Here is a 15,146-nt window from a genome sequence, read left to right as displayed (position 1 = left end):
GACTCAGAGGAAGATGAACTTGGCCACGAAGATGGCGCACAGCGCGTACAGGCTGATGGTCACGTCCTTGTGGCGGCCGGTGAAGACCTTCATCGCTACGTAGGTCACGAAGCCCAGGGCGATGCCATCGGCGACCGAGAAGGTCAGCGGCATCATGATCACGGTAACGATGGCCGGGATGGTCTCGGTGTGCTCGTTCCAGTCGATGTGAGCCATGCCGCCCATCATCAGCATGGCGACGTAGATCAGCGCGCCGGCGGTGGCGTAGGCGGGGATCATGCCGGCCAGCGGGGCGAAGAACATCGCGGCGACGAACAGCACGCCGACCACCACAGCGGTCAGGCCGGTGCGGCCACCGGCGGCGACGCCCGCGGCGCTTTCCACGTAGCTGGTCACTGGCGGCACGCCGAGCACCGCGCCGAAGGCGCTGGAGGTGCTGTCGGCCTTCATCGCTTTCGACAGGTTCTCGATGCGACCGTCTTCACGCACCAGGTGCGCACGCTGGGCGACGCCCATCAGGGTGCCGGCAGTGTCGAACATGTGCACGAAGAGGAAGGCCAGGATCACGCTGATCATGGTCACGTTGAACGCGCCGGAAATGTCCATCGCCAGGAAGGTCGGCGCCAGGCTCGGCGGCATGGAGAACACGCCGCCGAACTGGACGATGCCCAGCGCGATGCCGGCCACGGTGACGGTGAGGATGCTGATCAGGATGCCGCCGAACACGCGGCGGTATTCCAGTACGGCGATCATCAGGAAGCAGATGGCGGCGAGCAGCGGGCCGGGGCTGGTCAGGTCACCCAGGTGAACCAGGGTGGCGGGGCTGGCGACCACGATGCCGGCGGTCTTCAGGCCGATCAGCCCGAGGAACAGGCCGACGCCCGCGCCCATGGCGAAGCGCAGGCTGACCGGGATGCTGTTGAGCAGCCATTCGCGGATGCGCGAGAAGGTCAGGATCATGAAGGCGATGCCGGAGATGAACACCGCGCCCAGCGCGATCTCCCAGCTGTAGTTCATGGTCTTGACCACGGTGTAGGTGAAGAAGGCGTTGAGGCCCATGCCCGGCGCCAGGCCCACCGGCCAGTTGGCGTACAGGCCCATCAGGAAGCAACCGAGCGCCGCGGCAAGGCAAGTCGCGACGAAGGCGGCGCCGTGGTCGATGCCGGCGTCGGCCATGATGTTGGGGTTGACGAAGATGATGTACGCCATGGTGATGAAGGTCGTGAGACCCGCGGCGAGTTCGGTCTTCACGGTGGTGCCATGCTGGCTGAGCTTGAACAGGCGTTCGAGCAGGCCGGTGGCGGGGGGACTGGATGCAAAGGCTTGTTGTTCTTGTTTGGTGCTTTCCACAGCGGTACTCCTCAACGCTCTTGTTGTTGGTCCCTTGCCGTCGGCTGGTTCACCTGCGTCCCTTGCGCTAACGGAAAGAGTTGTGAGGGTGTGAATGTTGACCTTTGGGTCAGGAAGTCACGCCGCGATTATGCAGTTGTGTACAAAAAGTTCAAATAATGTTTAGTGTCCTGCTGAAAGATTTTTACAAGCAAAGCATCGGAATGGTCGCAGGTTGACCTTCGCCAAGCTCCTGCGCCGCGCGGCATTGAGGTGGATGGCGAGTCGCTCGCGACGGCTGCACGATAGTGGCCACTTTGTGTACACTGTGCTCCATGCTTGGCCCGCGGCCAGCTCCACTCATGCCCCCACGGATTTCGCGCCGGTTCAACCCGGCTGAGCAGGGTTCGACTCCGATGACCGACCAGTTGCAACAGATCAGGAAGCAGCCGCGCAATGGCAAGGCGCGCAGCGGCACTCAGGACGAGATCGTCTACGCGCACATCTTCGACGCCATCCTCGAACAGCGCCTGGCGCCCGGCACCAAGCTGAGCGAAGAGGCCCTCGGTGAAATCTTCGGCGTTAGCCGCACCATCATCCGTCGCGCCCTGTCGCGCCTGGCTCACGAACAGGTCGTGCTGCTGCGTCCGAACCGTGGCGCCGTGGTGGCCAGCCCGAGCATCGACGAAGCCCGGCAGATTCTCTTCGCCCGCCGCACCGTCGAGCGCGCGATCACCGAGTTGGCCGTGGACAACGCCAGCAGCGATACCCTCGCCGAGCTGCGCGACATGGTGAAACAGGAGCAATCCAGCTTTGCCCGTGGCGACCGTGGTGCCGGCATCCGCCTCTCCGGCGAATTCCACCTGAAGCTCGCCGAGATGGCGAAGAATGCCCCGCTGGTGGTCTTCCAGCGCAGCCTGGTGTCGCAGACTTCGCTGATCATCGCCCAGTACGAAAGCGGCGGCCGCTCGCACTGCTCGTTCGACGAGCACAACGAGATCCTCGACGCCATCGAGAAGGGCGACAAGGAAAAGGCCGTGACCCTGATGATGCACCACATGGCGCACATCGACGACAAGCTCAACCTGGACGTGGACGGCGCTTCCGGCGACCTGCACGCGGTGTTCTCGCACCTGCTGGCCGGCAAGAAGAAGCCGCGCCGCAGCAAGGCCGACGCCGACTCGGCGGCCTGATCGCCGAGCCAGAAAAAAGCCCCGCACATGCGGGGCTTTTTCGTTTCCGGGGGGCTCCCCGCAGGAGCGCCCCCTGGGCGCGATCGCGGGCATGGCCCGCTCCTACAGGTTCTGCGTGCTTTCCTCCGACTGCTGCCAGCCACCACCCAGTGACTTGTAGAGCAGCACCAGCGTGGTCGCCACCGCTTCGCGGCTGCGCACCTGTTGTTCCTCAGTGGCCAGCAGTTCTCGCTGGGCGCTGAGCACGTTGAGGAAGTCCACCGCACCGGCCTTGTACTGCTCGCGGGCGTTGGTCAGTGCGGTGCGGCCATGCTCGGCGGCCGTATCCAGGCTCGCCAGGCGGCGCTGGTCGGCGGCGTAGTCGGTGAGCGCGTCGTCCACTTCGCGCCAGGCGTTGAGCACGGTGCGGCGGTAGGCGATGGCCAATTCCTGCTGCTGCGCCTCGCGCAGGGCGAGCATGCCCTTCAGGCTACCGCCCTCGAAGATTGGCAGCGACAGGCTCGGGCCGATGCCGAAGGTACGGCTGTTCCAGTCGCCGAAGTTGGCCAGTTGCAGCGCCTGGAAGCCGAAGCTGCCGTTGAGGCTGATGCGCGGATAGAAATCCGCCTTGGCCACGCCAATGCTGGCGGTGGCGGCGTGTAACGCGGCTTCGGCACGCCGGATATCCGGGCGGCGCTGGGCCAGTTCGGACGGCAGGCCAACCGGCACGCCACGGGGCGGCTGCGGTACGGGTCTGGCCTGGGCAAGTTCGGCTTGCAGCGCGCCGGGCGCTTCGCCGAGCAGGTAGCCCAGGGCGTTGATCAGCCGCGCCTGGCGCTTCTGACTGTCGGGCAGGCGTGCTTCGATGCTGGCAACCTGGGTCAGCGCCTCAGCCACATCGAGCTCGGTGGCGACGCCATCGGCGCGGCGCAGGCGGGTCAGCTCCAGGCTGCGCTGGGCGATCTCCAGGTTGCCGCGGATGATCGCTTCCAGGTCCTGTTCGGCGCGCAGTTGCAGGTAGTTGCGCGCGGTCTCCGCAAGTACCGAGACCAGCACGTCGCGGCGGCTTTCCTCGGTGGCCTGGACGTTGGCGTCAGCGGCCTCCAGCTCGCGGCGCACACGGCCCCAGAAGTCCAGCTCCCAGGACAGGTCGAAGCCACCGTCGAGCTGGTTGAAGCTGTCCTTGCCGGCTTTGCCGGACGGGTCGTTCAGGCCGACCTCGCTGTTGCGCTTGCGCTGGTAGCCCAGGTCCGCGCCGACATTGGGCACGGCATCGCCGCCCAGCGCTTGGCGGATCGCCCGGCTCTGCTGCAGGCGCGCGTCGGCTTCGCGCAGGTCGAGGTTGGCATCCGCCACCCGGCGTTGCAGGTCGTTGAGCTGCGGGTCGCCCAGCAATGTCCACCACTGCGCTTCCAGCGGCGCATTGAGGGTCTGGCTCGGTGCGTTGCCGCGCCGGGCGGACCAGTCCACCACGTTGGCATCATCCGGCTGCTGGAAGTCCGGGCCGACGCTGCAGGCGCCGAGCGCCAGAAAGACGAGGAGCAGAGGGGCGCGGGAGGCGATCATTGCACGGCTACCTTCTGCTCGGCCTCGGTGTGCTTGCCGGTGTCGATGCGCGCGATCACCGACATGCCCACGCGCAGCCTGTCACGCAGCGGTTGGTCGGCGTCGAGGACGATCTTCACCGGGATGCGCTGGACGATCTTGGTGAAGTTGCCGGTGGCGTTGTCCGGGGCGATGGGGGCGAAGCTCAGGCCGGTGGCCGGGGCAATGCTGTCGACGTGGCCGCGCAGCTTCTCGCCGGGGAAGGTATCGATGCTGATTTCCACGGCCTGGCCGGGCTGCACTTCGGTCAACTGGGTTTCCTGGAAGTTGCCGACCACGTAGGCGTTCTGCAGCGGCACCACCGCGAGCAGAGCATTACCCGGCGTGGTGTAGGCGCCGACGCGCACGGCGCGGCGGCCGACCATGCCGTCGAAGGGCGCGCGGATCTCGGTGTACGACAGGTTCAGTTGCGCCTGCTGCAGTTGCGCCTGGCCGCGCTTCAGCGCGCCGAGGGCCTCGGCCTGCTGGGCGAGCAGCACGTCGAGCTGCTTGCGGGAGGCAAGGGCGGCGGCCTTGTCCTTGTCCAGCACGGCCTTGGCCGAGTCGACGCGCGAGCGCGCCTGCTGGGCGTTCTGCAGTGTGCCGGCGCCCTGGGTCGCGAGGTGCTGGTAGCGGTTCAGTTCCTGCGCAGCAAAGGTCAGCGCGGCCTGGTCGGCCTGCACCTGGGCGGCGCTCTGGGCGATCACCGCCTGCTGGCGCTCGAGGTCGGCGGCAACGTGGTGATGACGCGCCTCGGCGGCCAGCACGTCGGCTTCGGCGGCTTCCAGCGCGGCGCGGTAGTCACGGGCATCTATGCGCGCCAGGACCTGCCCGGCCTTCACCGACTGGTTGTCTTCCACCAGCACTTCCTCGATGAAGCCGGCGACTTTCGGCGCCACCAGGGTGAAGTCGGCATGGATGTAGGCGTCGTCGGTGCTCTGCTCGCGGGCGGGGCCCAGCAGGCGCAGCAGCAGGTAGACGACGAGGGCGAGAAGCAGCACGGCAACCAGGGCCAGACTGCCGCGACGGGAGCTCAGTTTCGACATGGGCAGACCTTTCATTGATTAGGCACGACAGGGCGCGGCGGGTAGACCCGCAGCGGCATCAGGGGGATCAGGACGAGCAGGGCGGCGGCCAGCCAGGACATCGCCAGCAGCGTGTCGGAGGCGGCGAGCACGCCGGCCTGGCCGCGCACCTGGCCGGCCAGGCGGCCGATGTTCTCGGCGCCGCCCAGTTGCTCCAGGCGCAGGCCGAGGGCTTGCGAGGCATTGCCCAGGTGATCGACCAGGCGGTTGAAGTGGTAGTGCTCGCGCCAGGTCATCAGGATCGACACCACGGCGCTGCCGAGCACCGCCGAGAAGCCACGTACGCTGTTGAACCAGGCCGAGGCGAACGGCCCTTCGATGGGCGCGACGACGCTGGTGGCGGACATCAGTAGCGGCACGATGGCCATCGGCTGGCCGATGATCTGCAACGCCAGCAGCCAGTAGAAGTTCTCCCGTGTCCACTCGCTGGTGAGCTGGCTCATGCCGAAGGCCGACAGTCCGCACAGGCTGATGCCGATGGCCAGAACCCAGCGGCAGTCCACCCGCGGGATGTTGCACAGCGCGGCCACCAGCGGCAGCGAGATCAGCTGCGGCAGCGCCACCAGCAGCGCCATGGGCGCCGATTGCAACGGGCGATAGCCGTGGGCGGAGGCGAGGTAGGACGCCGGCACGCCAGCGCACGCGCCGAGCACCACCAGCACGCCGGCCAGGGTGATCAGCGAATGGGTGAAGTTGCGCCGCTTGAGGATGTCCAGGCGGAAGAAGGGCAGCGGGTGCGTCCACTCGTTGATGAAGAAGGCCACCAGCAGCCCGGCGCCGCCGATCACCAGCAGGGTGACCAGGTCGGATTCGAACCAGTCCAGCCGCTCGCCCTGCAGCAGGCCCATCACCAGCATCAGGATGCCCGGCAGGCCGAGGACGAGGCCGAGGTAATCGAACTGGCGCAGGCGCTCCAGTCGCAGCGGGTCCTGGGGGATGCCCCAGGCGACGGCGGCCAGCGCCACTGCGCAGAGCGGAATGACCTGCCAGAACACCCACTGCCAGCCGACGAACTCGGTCCACAGCGCCGCCAGCGGCATGCCGAGGTTCGGCGCAAAGGTCGCGGTCAGCGCATAGGCGCCCAGGCCGTAGAGCTTGATACCGGGTGGCAGGAAGCGCAGCGCCACGGTCATCAGCATCGGCGGCATGCAGCCTCCGGCGAACCCCTGCAGCAGGCGCAGCAGGTAGAGCGCCTCGACGTTCGGCGCGAAGGGGCAGAGCAGCGCGAGCAGGGCGAAACAGGCGATGGCGCCGAGGGTGAAGCGGCGCAGCGACACGGTGACCGAGAACCAGGGCGCGAAGGCCATGGCGGCGACCTGCGCCGCCGAGTACAGGGCGATCAGCCAGGTGCCTTCGTCGTGACCGATGGACAGCGCGCCGCGCACGTCGGTCATGGCCAGGTCGGTGACCTTCTCGTTGAGGCCGGCGCTGAGGGAGGCGATCAATACGCCGATCATGCCGACCACGATGCGCAGGCCGAATGGCTGGGCAACCGGTGCGGCAGGCTTCGCGGGTTGTGGGTTGGCGGCGGAAATCGGGGCGAGCGCGGTCATGGCCGGCCTCCACGGGGGTGGCCGATGCCGCCGCCCTTGGGCGGTGCTGTGCAAGGCATAGGAATCAACTCGGGTATTTGCGACCGAGTCTAGGGAAGGGCGATAGCTGTGAAAATTGAAATGATTGCAGCTAATCAGTGCGTCTGGTGCATTTATCCTGCGCTCAGCTCAACAAACCGGAACTCTCGCGCAATTCGATGCAGACCCGTTTCACCGTCTGCCGCAGCCAGCTGTGCGCCGGGTCGTTGTCAAAACGTGGGTGCCAGGCCTGCAGGATGACCACGGATTTCAGCGGCAGCGGGATGTCGAACTGGCGCAGGGCGAAGCCCAGGCGATCCAGGCGCCACAGCGAGTGCTCGGCGATGGGCAACACCAGGTCGGATTCCAGCAGGGCGAAGATCGAGGAGTGGAAGGTTGGCGCGGTGAGGCGGATTTCCCGGCGCAGGCCGAGGTTCGCCAGTTCCTCGTCGATCGGCCCGATGGTGCGGCCGCGCCGGGAGACGCTGATCTGCGGGAAGGAGGCGAAGCGCTCGGCGGTGATCTCGTCGTCGAAGATCGGGTGATCGCGCCGCGCCAGGCCGACGAAACTGGTGGTGAACAGGGTCTGCGTGCGGATTTCCGGCTCCAGCGTCGAGGTGGCGCCGATGTACAGGTCGATGCGGTTCTGCCGCAGGGCTTCGTCGTCGAAGTCGGCCTCCGGAGCGATGCGCAGGCTGCAGCGCGGCGCTTCTTCCTTCATCACCGCCAGCATGCGCGAGGCGAAGCCACCCACCAGCACGTTGTTGGAGCGCAGCACGAAGCAGCGTTCGAGCTGGTCCATGCGCAGGTTTTCCTTGGCGTTGAACAGGCGCGTGGCGTGTTCCACCAGGTCGCTGACTTCCTCGCGCAGCTGCAGCGCACGCGGCGTGGGCACCAGGTTGCGCCCGGCACGGACCATGATCGGGTCGCCCACCGCCTCGCGGATGCGCGACAGGGTGCGGCTCATCGCTGGCGCGCTGAGGTGCATGCGCCGTGCGGCGCCGACCACGCTGCCTTCTTCCAGCAGGATGTTGAGGGCGACCAGCAGGTTGAGATCGGGCAGGGCCATGGCGACTCCGAAGGGTTGGCGCGATGCCATTCATGTTCCATTGCGACGGCCCCGATGGGCAAGCGTGCGTTTCATGCAATGGTCCATTACGTTTTACGTGCCTTTACGCTCCGCGCCCTGGACCGAAGAATGGCGGCGGATTTCGTTTCACGAAGGAGAAAGGCATGTTCAAACGGATTCTGCTGGCCATCGATGGCGCGGCGCAGTCGCCGCGCATCATCGCTACCGCCGGCGAGCTGGCGCGCTGCAACGGGGCGCAGGTGCATGTGGTCTGCGCCGTGGACCGCGCCTTCGCCATGCCGCGCCAGGATGCGCTGGATTACCCGCCGGCCGAACAGGAACAGCACGAGGCGCAGGCGCTGGTGGACGAGGCTGTGGTGCAGTTGCAGCCGTGCGCAGCGGCGGGTGCGGTGGTGGCGGGTGATCCGGCGCGGGCGATCCTGCGCGAAGCCGAGAGGCTGGAGTGCGATCTGATCGTGATCGGTCACCGGCACCTGGGGCGCATCGAGCGGCTGCTGGACCCCTCGGTGGGGCAGCGGGTGATCGAGCGGGCACCCTGCCCGGTGTTGGTCGAGGTGCGGGAGTAGATAAAGATGCTTTTGTAGGAGCAACTGTCTTTTTCTGGAACTCCGCGCCTGCGCTTCCCCCTCACCCCATCCCTCTCCCTCAGGGAGAGGGGGCAGTCCGAGCCGACTGACGGCAAGGTTTCATCCTGCACCGAACGGTCCCCTCTCCCCCTGGGAGAGGGTTAGGGTGAGGGCTGGCCCGAGCACAGAGCTATCTCGCAGGAGCGATTCTTATCTGCGCAATCGGCGCGCTGAGCGGCCTTCGCGAGCAAGGTTCGCTCCTACTGCGCGGCGTTGCTGCCGGAAAGAAAAGCGGCCCCGGCGCCGGGTTGGTCCTGAGCGAGGACCCGGCGCCGGAGCCGTAAGGGGTCAACCGCGGCGATGCACGTTGCGGCCGTGCGCGAAGGTTTCCTTCACGGTACGGTCGTCGCCGAGGATGACCAGTGCGAAGAGTTTCTCCTCCAGGGTTTTCGCCTGCTGCAGGCGGTAGTCCAGCAGCGGGGTGGCCTTGTAGTCGAGGACCACGAAGTCGGCCTCGTTGCCCTGGGCGAAGCTGCCGACCTTGTCCTCCAGCTCCAGCGCGCGGGCGCCGCCGAGGGTGGCCAGGTACAGCGACTTGAACGGGTCGAGCTTGATGCCCTGCAACTGCATCACCTTGTAGGCCTCGTTCAGCGACTGCAGCTGGGAGAAGCTCGTGCCGGCGCCGACGTCGGTGCCCAGGCCGACCTTGACCTTGTGCTTTTCCAGCTTGGCCAGGTCGAACAGGCCGCTACCGAGGAACAGGTTGGAGGTCGGGCAGAAGGCCACGGCCGAGCCGGTTTCCGACAGGCGCTGGCATTCGCCGTCGCACAGGTGCACGCCGTGGGCGAACACCGAGCGCGGGCCGAGCAGGCCGTGGTGGTCATAGACGTCCAGGTAACCCTTGCGCTCCGGGAACAGCTCCTTGACCCACTCGATTTCCTTGAGGTTTTCCGACAGGTGCGTGTGCAGGTACACGCCCGGATGTTCCTTGAGCAGGCGGCCGGCGGCGTCCAGCTGTTCCGGGGTACTTGTGGGAGCGAAGCGCGGGGTCACCGCGTAGAGCAGGCGGCCCTTGCCGTGCCAGCGCTCGATCAGCGCCTTGCTGTCGGTGTAGCTGCTTTCGGCGGTGTCGGTGAGGTAGTCCGGCGCGTTGCGGTCCATCATCACCTTGCCGGCGATCAGGCGCAGGTCGAGCTTCTGCGCAGCGCCGAACAGCGCGTCCACCGACTGCGGGTGCACGGTGCCGAACACCAGCGCGGTGGTGGTGCCGGCGCGCAGCAGCTCCTTGAGGAAGATGCCGGCGACATCGGCGGCATGGGCCGGGTCGGCGAACTGCTTCTCGGTGGGGAAGGTGTAGGTGTTCAGCCAGTCCAGCAGCTGCTCGCCGTAGGAGGCGATCATGCCGGTCTGCGGGTAGTGGATGTGGGTGTCGATGAACCCGGGGGTGATCAGAGCGTCACGGTATTCCACGACTTCGACGCCAGCCAGTTGGGGCAGCAGGTCGGCAGCATGGCCGAGGCGGGCGACCTTGCCGTCTTCCACCAGCAGGATGCCGTCCTCGAAGTACTGGTAGGACTTCTCCACGCCGACTTCGGCGGGGTCGGCGACGCTGTGCAGGATGCTGGCGCGGTAGGCTTTGGCTTGAGTGCTCATCGATCTCTCTTCAGTCGTGTTTCGGGGCCGGGGCGCGCGCAGGCGCCGGGGCGGGATGGGCATGTGCCCATGCTACGGAAATTTCAGGCGCCGCTTTCGGCGGTGCGGGCGCGGCGGCTCGTGGGTAACAGTTTGGCCACGGTGTTCTCGCCCTTGCCGGTCTCCTGACCGAAGGTGGCGTTGTAGGTGGCGATCACCTCGCCGGCGATGGACACGGCGATCTCCACCGGCAGCTTGCCCTTCACCTCGCTGATGCCCATGGGGCAGCGCATGCGCTGCACGGTGTCGGCGGCGAAGCCGCGGTCGCGCAGGCGGTGTTCGAACTTGGCGCGCTTGGTGTCGGAGCCGATCAGGCCGAAGTAGGTGAAGTCGTTGCGCTCGAGGATCTTCGCGGTCAGCTCCAGGTCCAGCGCGTGGTTGTGGGTCATGACGATGAAGTAGCTGCCGGCGGGCATCTCGTCGATCTCGTCGATCACCTCTTCGTTGATCACGCGGGTCACGCCCTCGGGGATGTAGCCGGGGAACTCGGCCTCCCGCGAGTCGATCCAGCGCACCTTGCACGGCAGGCTGGCGAGCAGCGGTACCAGCGCGCGGCCGACGTGGCCGGCGCCAAACACGGCGATGTGCGCCTGGGGCTGGCCCATGGGTTCGAACAGCAGCACGGTGGCGCCGCCGCAGCACTGGCCGAGGCTGGCGCCGAGGCTGAAGCGCTCCAGCTTGGGCTCGCGCTCGCGGGCCAGCAGCATGTCGCGGGCGATCTGCATGGCCTTGAATTCGAGGTGGCCGCCGCCGATGGTGTCGTAGGCCTTGTCGGCGCTTATCACCATCTTCGAGCCGGCGTTGCGCGGGGTCGAGCCACGTTCTTCGATGATGGTCACCAGCACGCTGGCTTCGGCGCGCTGTTGCAGGTCGGCGAGGGCACTGATCCAGTTCATCGTTACGAACCTCAAGGGTGGAATCGTAGGGCGCATGACGCCTCGGGCGTTATCCGCCGAAATGGCGACGGCGGATAACGCGTTCCGCGTTATGCGCCCTACGGTTCTTCGTTAGGGTGGGGCGCCGCTGGCAGGGCGGAGGACGGAAGTGGGGACGTCTCTCCCTGCCAGCGGTGCCCCATGGTCACATCACGCCGGCTCGACCTGAGCCGGTGCCTTTTCCGTCTGGGCCAGCTTCAGCTTGCGCATCTGCTCCACGCCCCAGAGCACGCGCTCGGGGGTGGCCGGGGCGTCGATCTGCGGCTGGGCGCGGTAGTCGGCCAGGCTGGCCACGGCGTCCTTGATCGCGCAGAACACCGAGATGCCCAGCATGAACGGCGGCTCGCCGACGGCCTTGGAGTGGAACACCGTCTGCTCCGGGTTCTTGCGGTTTTCCACCAGCTTCACCCGCAGGTCGATGGGCATGTCGGCGATGGCCGGGATCTTGTAGCTCGCCGGACCGTTGGTCATCAGCTTGCCCTTGGCGTTCCAGACCAGCTCTTCCATGGTCAGCCAGCCCATGCCCTGGACGAAGCCGCCTTCCACCTGGCCAATGTCGATGGCCGGGTTCAGCGAGGCGCCGACATCGTGGAGGATGTCGCTGCGCAGCATCTTGTATTCGCCGGTGAGGGTATCGACTATCACTTCCGAGCAGGACACGCCGTAGGCGAAGTAATAGAACGGCCGGCCGCGCGCCTGGCTGCGGTCGTAGAAGATCTTCGGCGTGCGGTAGAAGCCGGTGGAGGAGAGCGATACCTGGCCGAAGTAGGCCTGCTGTACCAGTTCCTCGAAGGGCAGGATCTGGTCGCGCACGCGCACCTGGTTGTTGCGGAACTCGACGTCTTCCTCGGTCACCTTCCAGTGCTTGGCGGCGAACTCCACCAGGCGCTGCTTGAGGGTCTCGGCGGCGTTCTGCGCGGCCTTGCCGTTCAGGTCGGCGCCCGACGAGGCGGCGGTCGGCGAGGTGTTGGGCACCTTGTCGGTGTTGGTGGCGGTGATCTGCACGCGGTCGATGTCGACCTGGAAGACCTCGGCCACCACCTGGGCGACCTTGGTGTTCAGGCCCTGGCCCATCTCGGTGCCGCCGTGGTTCAGGTGGATGCTGCCGTCGGTGTAGATGTGGATCAGCGCGCCGGCCTGGTTGAGGAAGGTGGCGGTGAAGCTGATGCCGAATTTCACCGGGGTCAGCGACAGGCCTTTCTTCAGCACCGGGCTGCCGGCATTGAACTCGCGGATTTCGGCGCGGCGCTTGGCGTACTCGGCGCTGGCTTCCAGTTCCTCGGTCATTTCCTGCAGCAGGTTGTGTTCCACCTGCTGGTAGTAGTGGGTGACGTTGCGCTCGTCCTTGCCGTAGTAGTTGCGCTTGCGCACTTCCAGCGGGTCCTTGCCGAGGTGGCGCGCGACCGCATCCATGATCTCCTCGATGGCAACCATGCCCTGCGGGCCGCCGAAGCCGCGGTAGGCGGTGTTCGACGCGGTGTTGGTCTTGCAGCGGTGACCGTTCACCGTGGCGTTGCCGAGGAAGTAGGCGTTGTCGGAGTGGAACATCGCGCGGTCGACGATGGAGCCGGAGAGGTCCGGCGAGTAGCCGCAGTTGCCGGCCAGCTCGATGTTGATGCCGTGCAGCAGGCCGTCGTCCTCGAAGCCCACGTCGTATTCGACGTAGAAGGGGTGGCGCTTGCCGGTCATCTGCATGTCTTCGACGCGCGGCAGGCGCATCTTCGCCGGGCGACCGGTGAGGCGCGCGATCACCGCGCACAGGCACGCCGGTGCGGCAGCCTGGGTTTCCTTGCCGCCGAAGCCGCCGCCCATGCGGCGCATGTCGATGACCACCTTGTTGAAGGAGATGCCCAGCACTTCGGCGACCAGTTTCTGCACTTCGGTGGGGTTCTGCGTCGAGGTGTAGACGATCACGCCGCCGTCTTCGGTGGGCATGACCGAGGAAATCTGCGTTTCCAGGTAGAAGTGTTCCTGGCCGCCGATGTGCAGGGTGCCCTGGATGCGGTTCGGCGCGGTGGCGAGCTGGCCTTCCGAGTCGCCGATCTTGTGCTGGTGGCTGTCGAGTACGAAGTGTTTCTTGCGCAGCGCTTCGACCACGTCGAGCACCGGCTCCAGGTCTTCGTACTCGATGATCGCGGCCATGGCGGCCTTGCGTGCGGTTTCCAGGCTGTCGGCGGCGACGGCGATGACCATCTGGCCGACGTACTCGACCTTGCCGTCCGCCAGCAGCGGGTCACCGGCGACCACTGGGCCGATGTCCAGCTGGCCGGGAACATCATCCTTGGTGATGGCGATGGCGACGCCGGGGAACTGGTAGCAGGGGCTGACATCAAGCTTGGTGATGCGCGCATGGGCACGGTCGCTCATGCGGGCATAGACGTGCAGCTGGTTGGGGAATTCCAGGCGATCGTCGATGTACTGCGCTTCGCCACTGACGTGCTTGGGCGCGCTCTCGTGCTTGACGCTGCGGCCCACGCCGGTGGTGAGGTCGGCGCGGAACAGCGCAGTGAGTTCTTCCTGGCTCTTCTGGGGCTTATGCATAGTGGGTCACCCGGGTCACGGCCTGAGGGGCTTCCAGTTCCAGGAAGCACTTGCGCAGCAGGTTCTGCGCGGTGAGCAGGCGGTATTCCTTGCTCGCACGGAAGTCGGTGAGCGGGGCGAAGTCCTCGCTCAACGCCAGCGCGGCACGTTCGAAGGTGGCGCTGTTGAAGGTCTGGCCGAGCAGCGCGGCCTCGCAGGCAGCGGCGCGTTTCGGGATGGCGGCCATGCCGCCGAAGCCGGTGCGCACGGCAGTGATCCTGCAGTTCTCCACGGTCAGGTTGAAGGCAGCGCAAACGGCGGAGATGTCGTCGTCCAGGCGCTTGGAGACCTTGTAGGCGCGGAACGCCTGGCTGGCCTGCGGACGCGGGATGATGACCTGCTCGATGAACTCGCCTTCCTGGCGTGCGGTGACCTTGTAGTCGATGAAGTATTCGTCGATTGGCAGCTCGCGACGCTCGTTGCCCTTGCGCAGCACCAGGCGCGCGCCGAGGGCGATCAGCAGCGGCGGCGAGTCGCCGATGGGGGATGCGTTGCCGATGTTGCCGCCCAGGGTGCCCTGGTTGCGGATCTGCAGCGAAGCAAAGCGGTGCAGCAGCTCGCCGAAGTCCGGGTAGTCGCGGGCCAGGGTTTCGTAGCAGTCGGTCAGCGGAGTCGCGGCGCCGATCTCGATGCGGTCGTCGAAGACTTCGACGCGCTTCATTTCCTCGACATGGCCGACGTAGATCATCACCGGCAGTTCGCGGTGGAATTGGGTGACTTCCAGGGCCAGGTCGGTGCCGCCGGCCAGCAGGCGCGCCTGCGGGTTGGCGGTGTAGATGTCGGCGAGGTCGGCAATGGTCAGCGGCAGCAGGCAGCGCTTGTCGCCACTGTTTAGTTCGGCGGTTTCGCGCGGGGCGATGGCTTTCAGCTGGGCGATGATCTCGGGCTGAGCGACGTCGAACTGGTCCGGCTGCTTCTGGCAGCAGGATTGCTCGGCGGCATCGAGGATCGGGCGGTAGCCGGTGCAGCGGCAGAGGTTGCCGGCCAGCGCTTCATGGGCTTCGGCCTTGCGCTCGTCGGCAGTCTCGCCGGCGGTGTTCTTCTGCAGGGCGAACAGCGACATGACGAAGCCGGGGGTGCAGAAGCCGCACTGCGAGCCGTGGCAGTCGACCATGGCCTGCTGCACGCCGTGCAGTTCGCCGCGGTGCTTGAGGTCGTCGACGCTGATCAGCTGCTTGCCGTGCAGCGACGAGACGAAGGTCAGGCAGGAGTTGAGGGTGCGGTAGCGGATGCGCTCGGCGCCTTCTTCGCCGACCAGTTCACCGACGACCACCGTGCAGGCACCGCAGTCACCGGAGGCGCAGCCCTCCTTGGTGCCTGTCTTGCCCAGGTTCTGGCGCAGGTAGTTGAGCACGGTGAGATTGGGATCGAGGCGGTCTTCGACGCGCAGCTCGCGATTGAGCAGGAACCTGATCAAGGCTTGCCTCCAGGCTGGTTCTTGTTTTTGGTAGGGCACTGGAGGCGAATCTATGGAAAGCTGACTTTTGAGTCAATAAAATTTCTGTCTCAATGGTCAGAAAGTTTTTCCGCGGGTGATGAATG

11 protein-coding genes are annotated in these 15,146 nt (G+C 66.4%); 2 read left to right on the top strand and 9 right to left on the bottom strand.

All coding sequences use genetic code 11. The annotated features are described in order from the left end of the window. Window positions 1-3: 3 nt before the first annotated feature. On the bottom strand, window positions 4-1,350 hold the full coding sequence (locus ABKS89_RS19660) for an NCS2 family permease (protein ID WP_348586734.1): 1,347 nt from the start codon (window positions 1,348-1,350) through the stop codon (window positions 4-6). 395 nt (window positions 1,351-1,745) lie between these two features. Here ABKS89_RS19660 and ABKS89_RS19655 point away from each other — a divergent pair, with 395 nt between their 5' ends. Beyond that, on the top strand, window positions 1,746-2,522 hold the full coding sequence (locus ABKS89_RS19655) for a GntR family transcriptional regulator (protein ID WP_017517526.1): 777 nt from the start codon (window positions 1,746-1,748) through the stop codon (window positions 2,520-2,522). Window positions 2,523-2,624: 102 nt separating this feature from the next. Here the strand turns inward: ABKS89_RS19655 and ABKS89_RS19650 are convergent, their stop codons facing one another. The 4 genes from ABKS89_RS19650 to ABKS89_RS19635 all read right to left on the bottom strand — a co-directional run bounded on the left by ABKS89_RS19650 (window position 2,625) and on the right by ABKS89_RS19635 (window position 7,810). Continuing rightward, complete coding sequence (locus ABKS89_RS19650) at window positions 2,625-4,067, bottom strand: efflux transporter outer membrane subunit (RefSeq protein WP_348586732.1); 1,443 nt, start codon at window positions 4,065-4,067, stop codon at window positions 2,625-2,627. Then, entirely contained in the window at window positions 4,064-5,131 is a 1,068-nt protein-coding gene (locus ABKS89_RS19645) for an HlyD family secretion protein (RefSeq protein WP_348586730.1), read from the bottom strand. Before ABKS89_RS19645 ends, ABKS89_RS19650 begins: the two co-directional genes overlap by 4 nt. 11 nt (window positions 5,132-5,142) lie before the next feature. Continuing rightward, complete coding sequence (locus ABKS89_RS19640; RefSeq protein WP_348586728.1) at window positions 5,143-6,723, bottom strand: MFS transporter; 1,581 nt, start codon at window positions 6,721-6,723, stop codon at window positions 5,143-5,145. 163 nt (window positions 6,724-6,886) lie between these two features. After that, on the bottom strand, window positions 6,887-7,810 hold the full coding sequence (locus tag ABKS89_RS19635; protein WP_348586726.1) for a LysR family transcriptional regulator: 924 nt from the start codon (window positions 7,808-7,810) through the stop codon (window positions 6,887-6,889). A gap of 164 nt (window positions 7,811-7,974) precedes the next feature. Here ABKS89_RS19635 and ABKS89_RS19630 point away from each other — a divergent pair, with 164 nt between their 5' ends. Continuing rightward, window positions 7,975-8,397 carry a universal stress protein gene (locus ABKS89_RS19630; protein WP_348586724.1) on the top strand — a complete coding sequence of 141 codons (423 nt, stop codon included), beginning with the start codon at window positions 7,975-7,977 and terminating at the stop codon, window positions 8,395-8,397. Window positions 8,398-8,745: 348 nt separating this feature from the next. Here ABKS89_RS19630 and guaD read toward each other — a convergent pair whose 3' ends face one another. The 4 genes from guaD to xdhA all read right to left on the bottom strand — a co-directional run bounded on the left by guaD (window position 8,746) and on the right by xdhA (window position 15,021). Continuing rightward, window positions 8,746-10,050, bottom strand: a complete 1,305-nt coding sequence (gene guaD, locus ABKS89_RS19625) for a guanine deaminase (protein WP_348586722.1) — start codon at window positions 10,048-10,050, stop codon at window positions 8,746-8,748. An 83-nt stretch (window positions 10,051-10,133) separates the two neighbouring features. Next, entirely contained in the window at window positions 10,134-10,985 is an 852-nt protein-coding gene (xdhC, locus tag ABKS89_RS19620) for a xanthine dehydrogenase accessory protein XdhC (protein WP_138214767.1), read from the bottom strand. 189 nt (window positions 10,986-11,174) lie between these two features. After that, window positions 11,175-13,565 (bottom strand): xanthine dehydrogenase molybdopterin binding subunit, encoded by a 2,391-nt coding sequence (gene xdhB, locus ABKS89_RS19615; protein WP_348586720.1) that lies wholly within the window; start codon window positions 13,563-13,565, stop codon window positions 11,175-11,177. Next, window positions 13,558-15,021, bottom strand: coding sequence for a xanthine dehydrogenase small subunit (gene xdhA / locus ABKS89_RS19610; RefSeq protein WP_348586718.1), 1,464 nt, complete (start codon window positions 15,019-15,021; stop codon window positions 13,558-13,560). The genes xdhB and xdhA overlap by 8 nt, the downstream gene beginning before the upstream one ends. Window positions 15,022-15,146: the final 125 nt, after the last annotated feature.

This window comes from Pseudomonas sp. LABIM340 (genome assembly GCF_040017195.2).
In the GTDB taxonomy this organism is placed as follows: domain Bacteria; phylum Pseudomonadota; class Gammaproteobacteria; order Pseudomonadales; family Pseudomonadaceae; genus Pseudomonas.
Note: the sequence above shows the minus strand (reverse complement) of the source record. Positions and strands in the feature narration are given on the sequence as shown.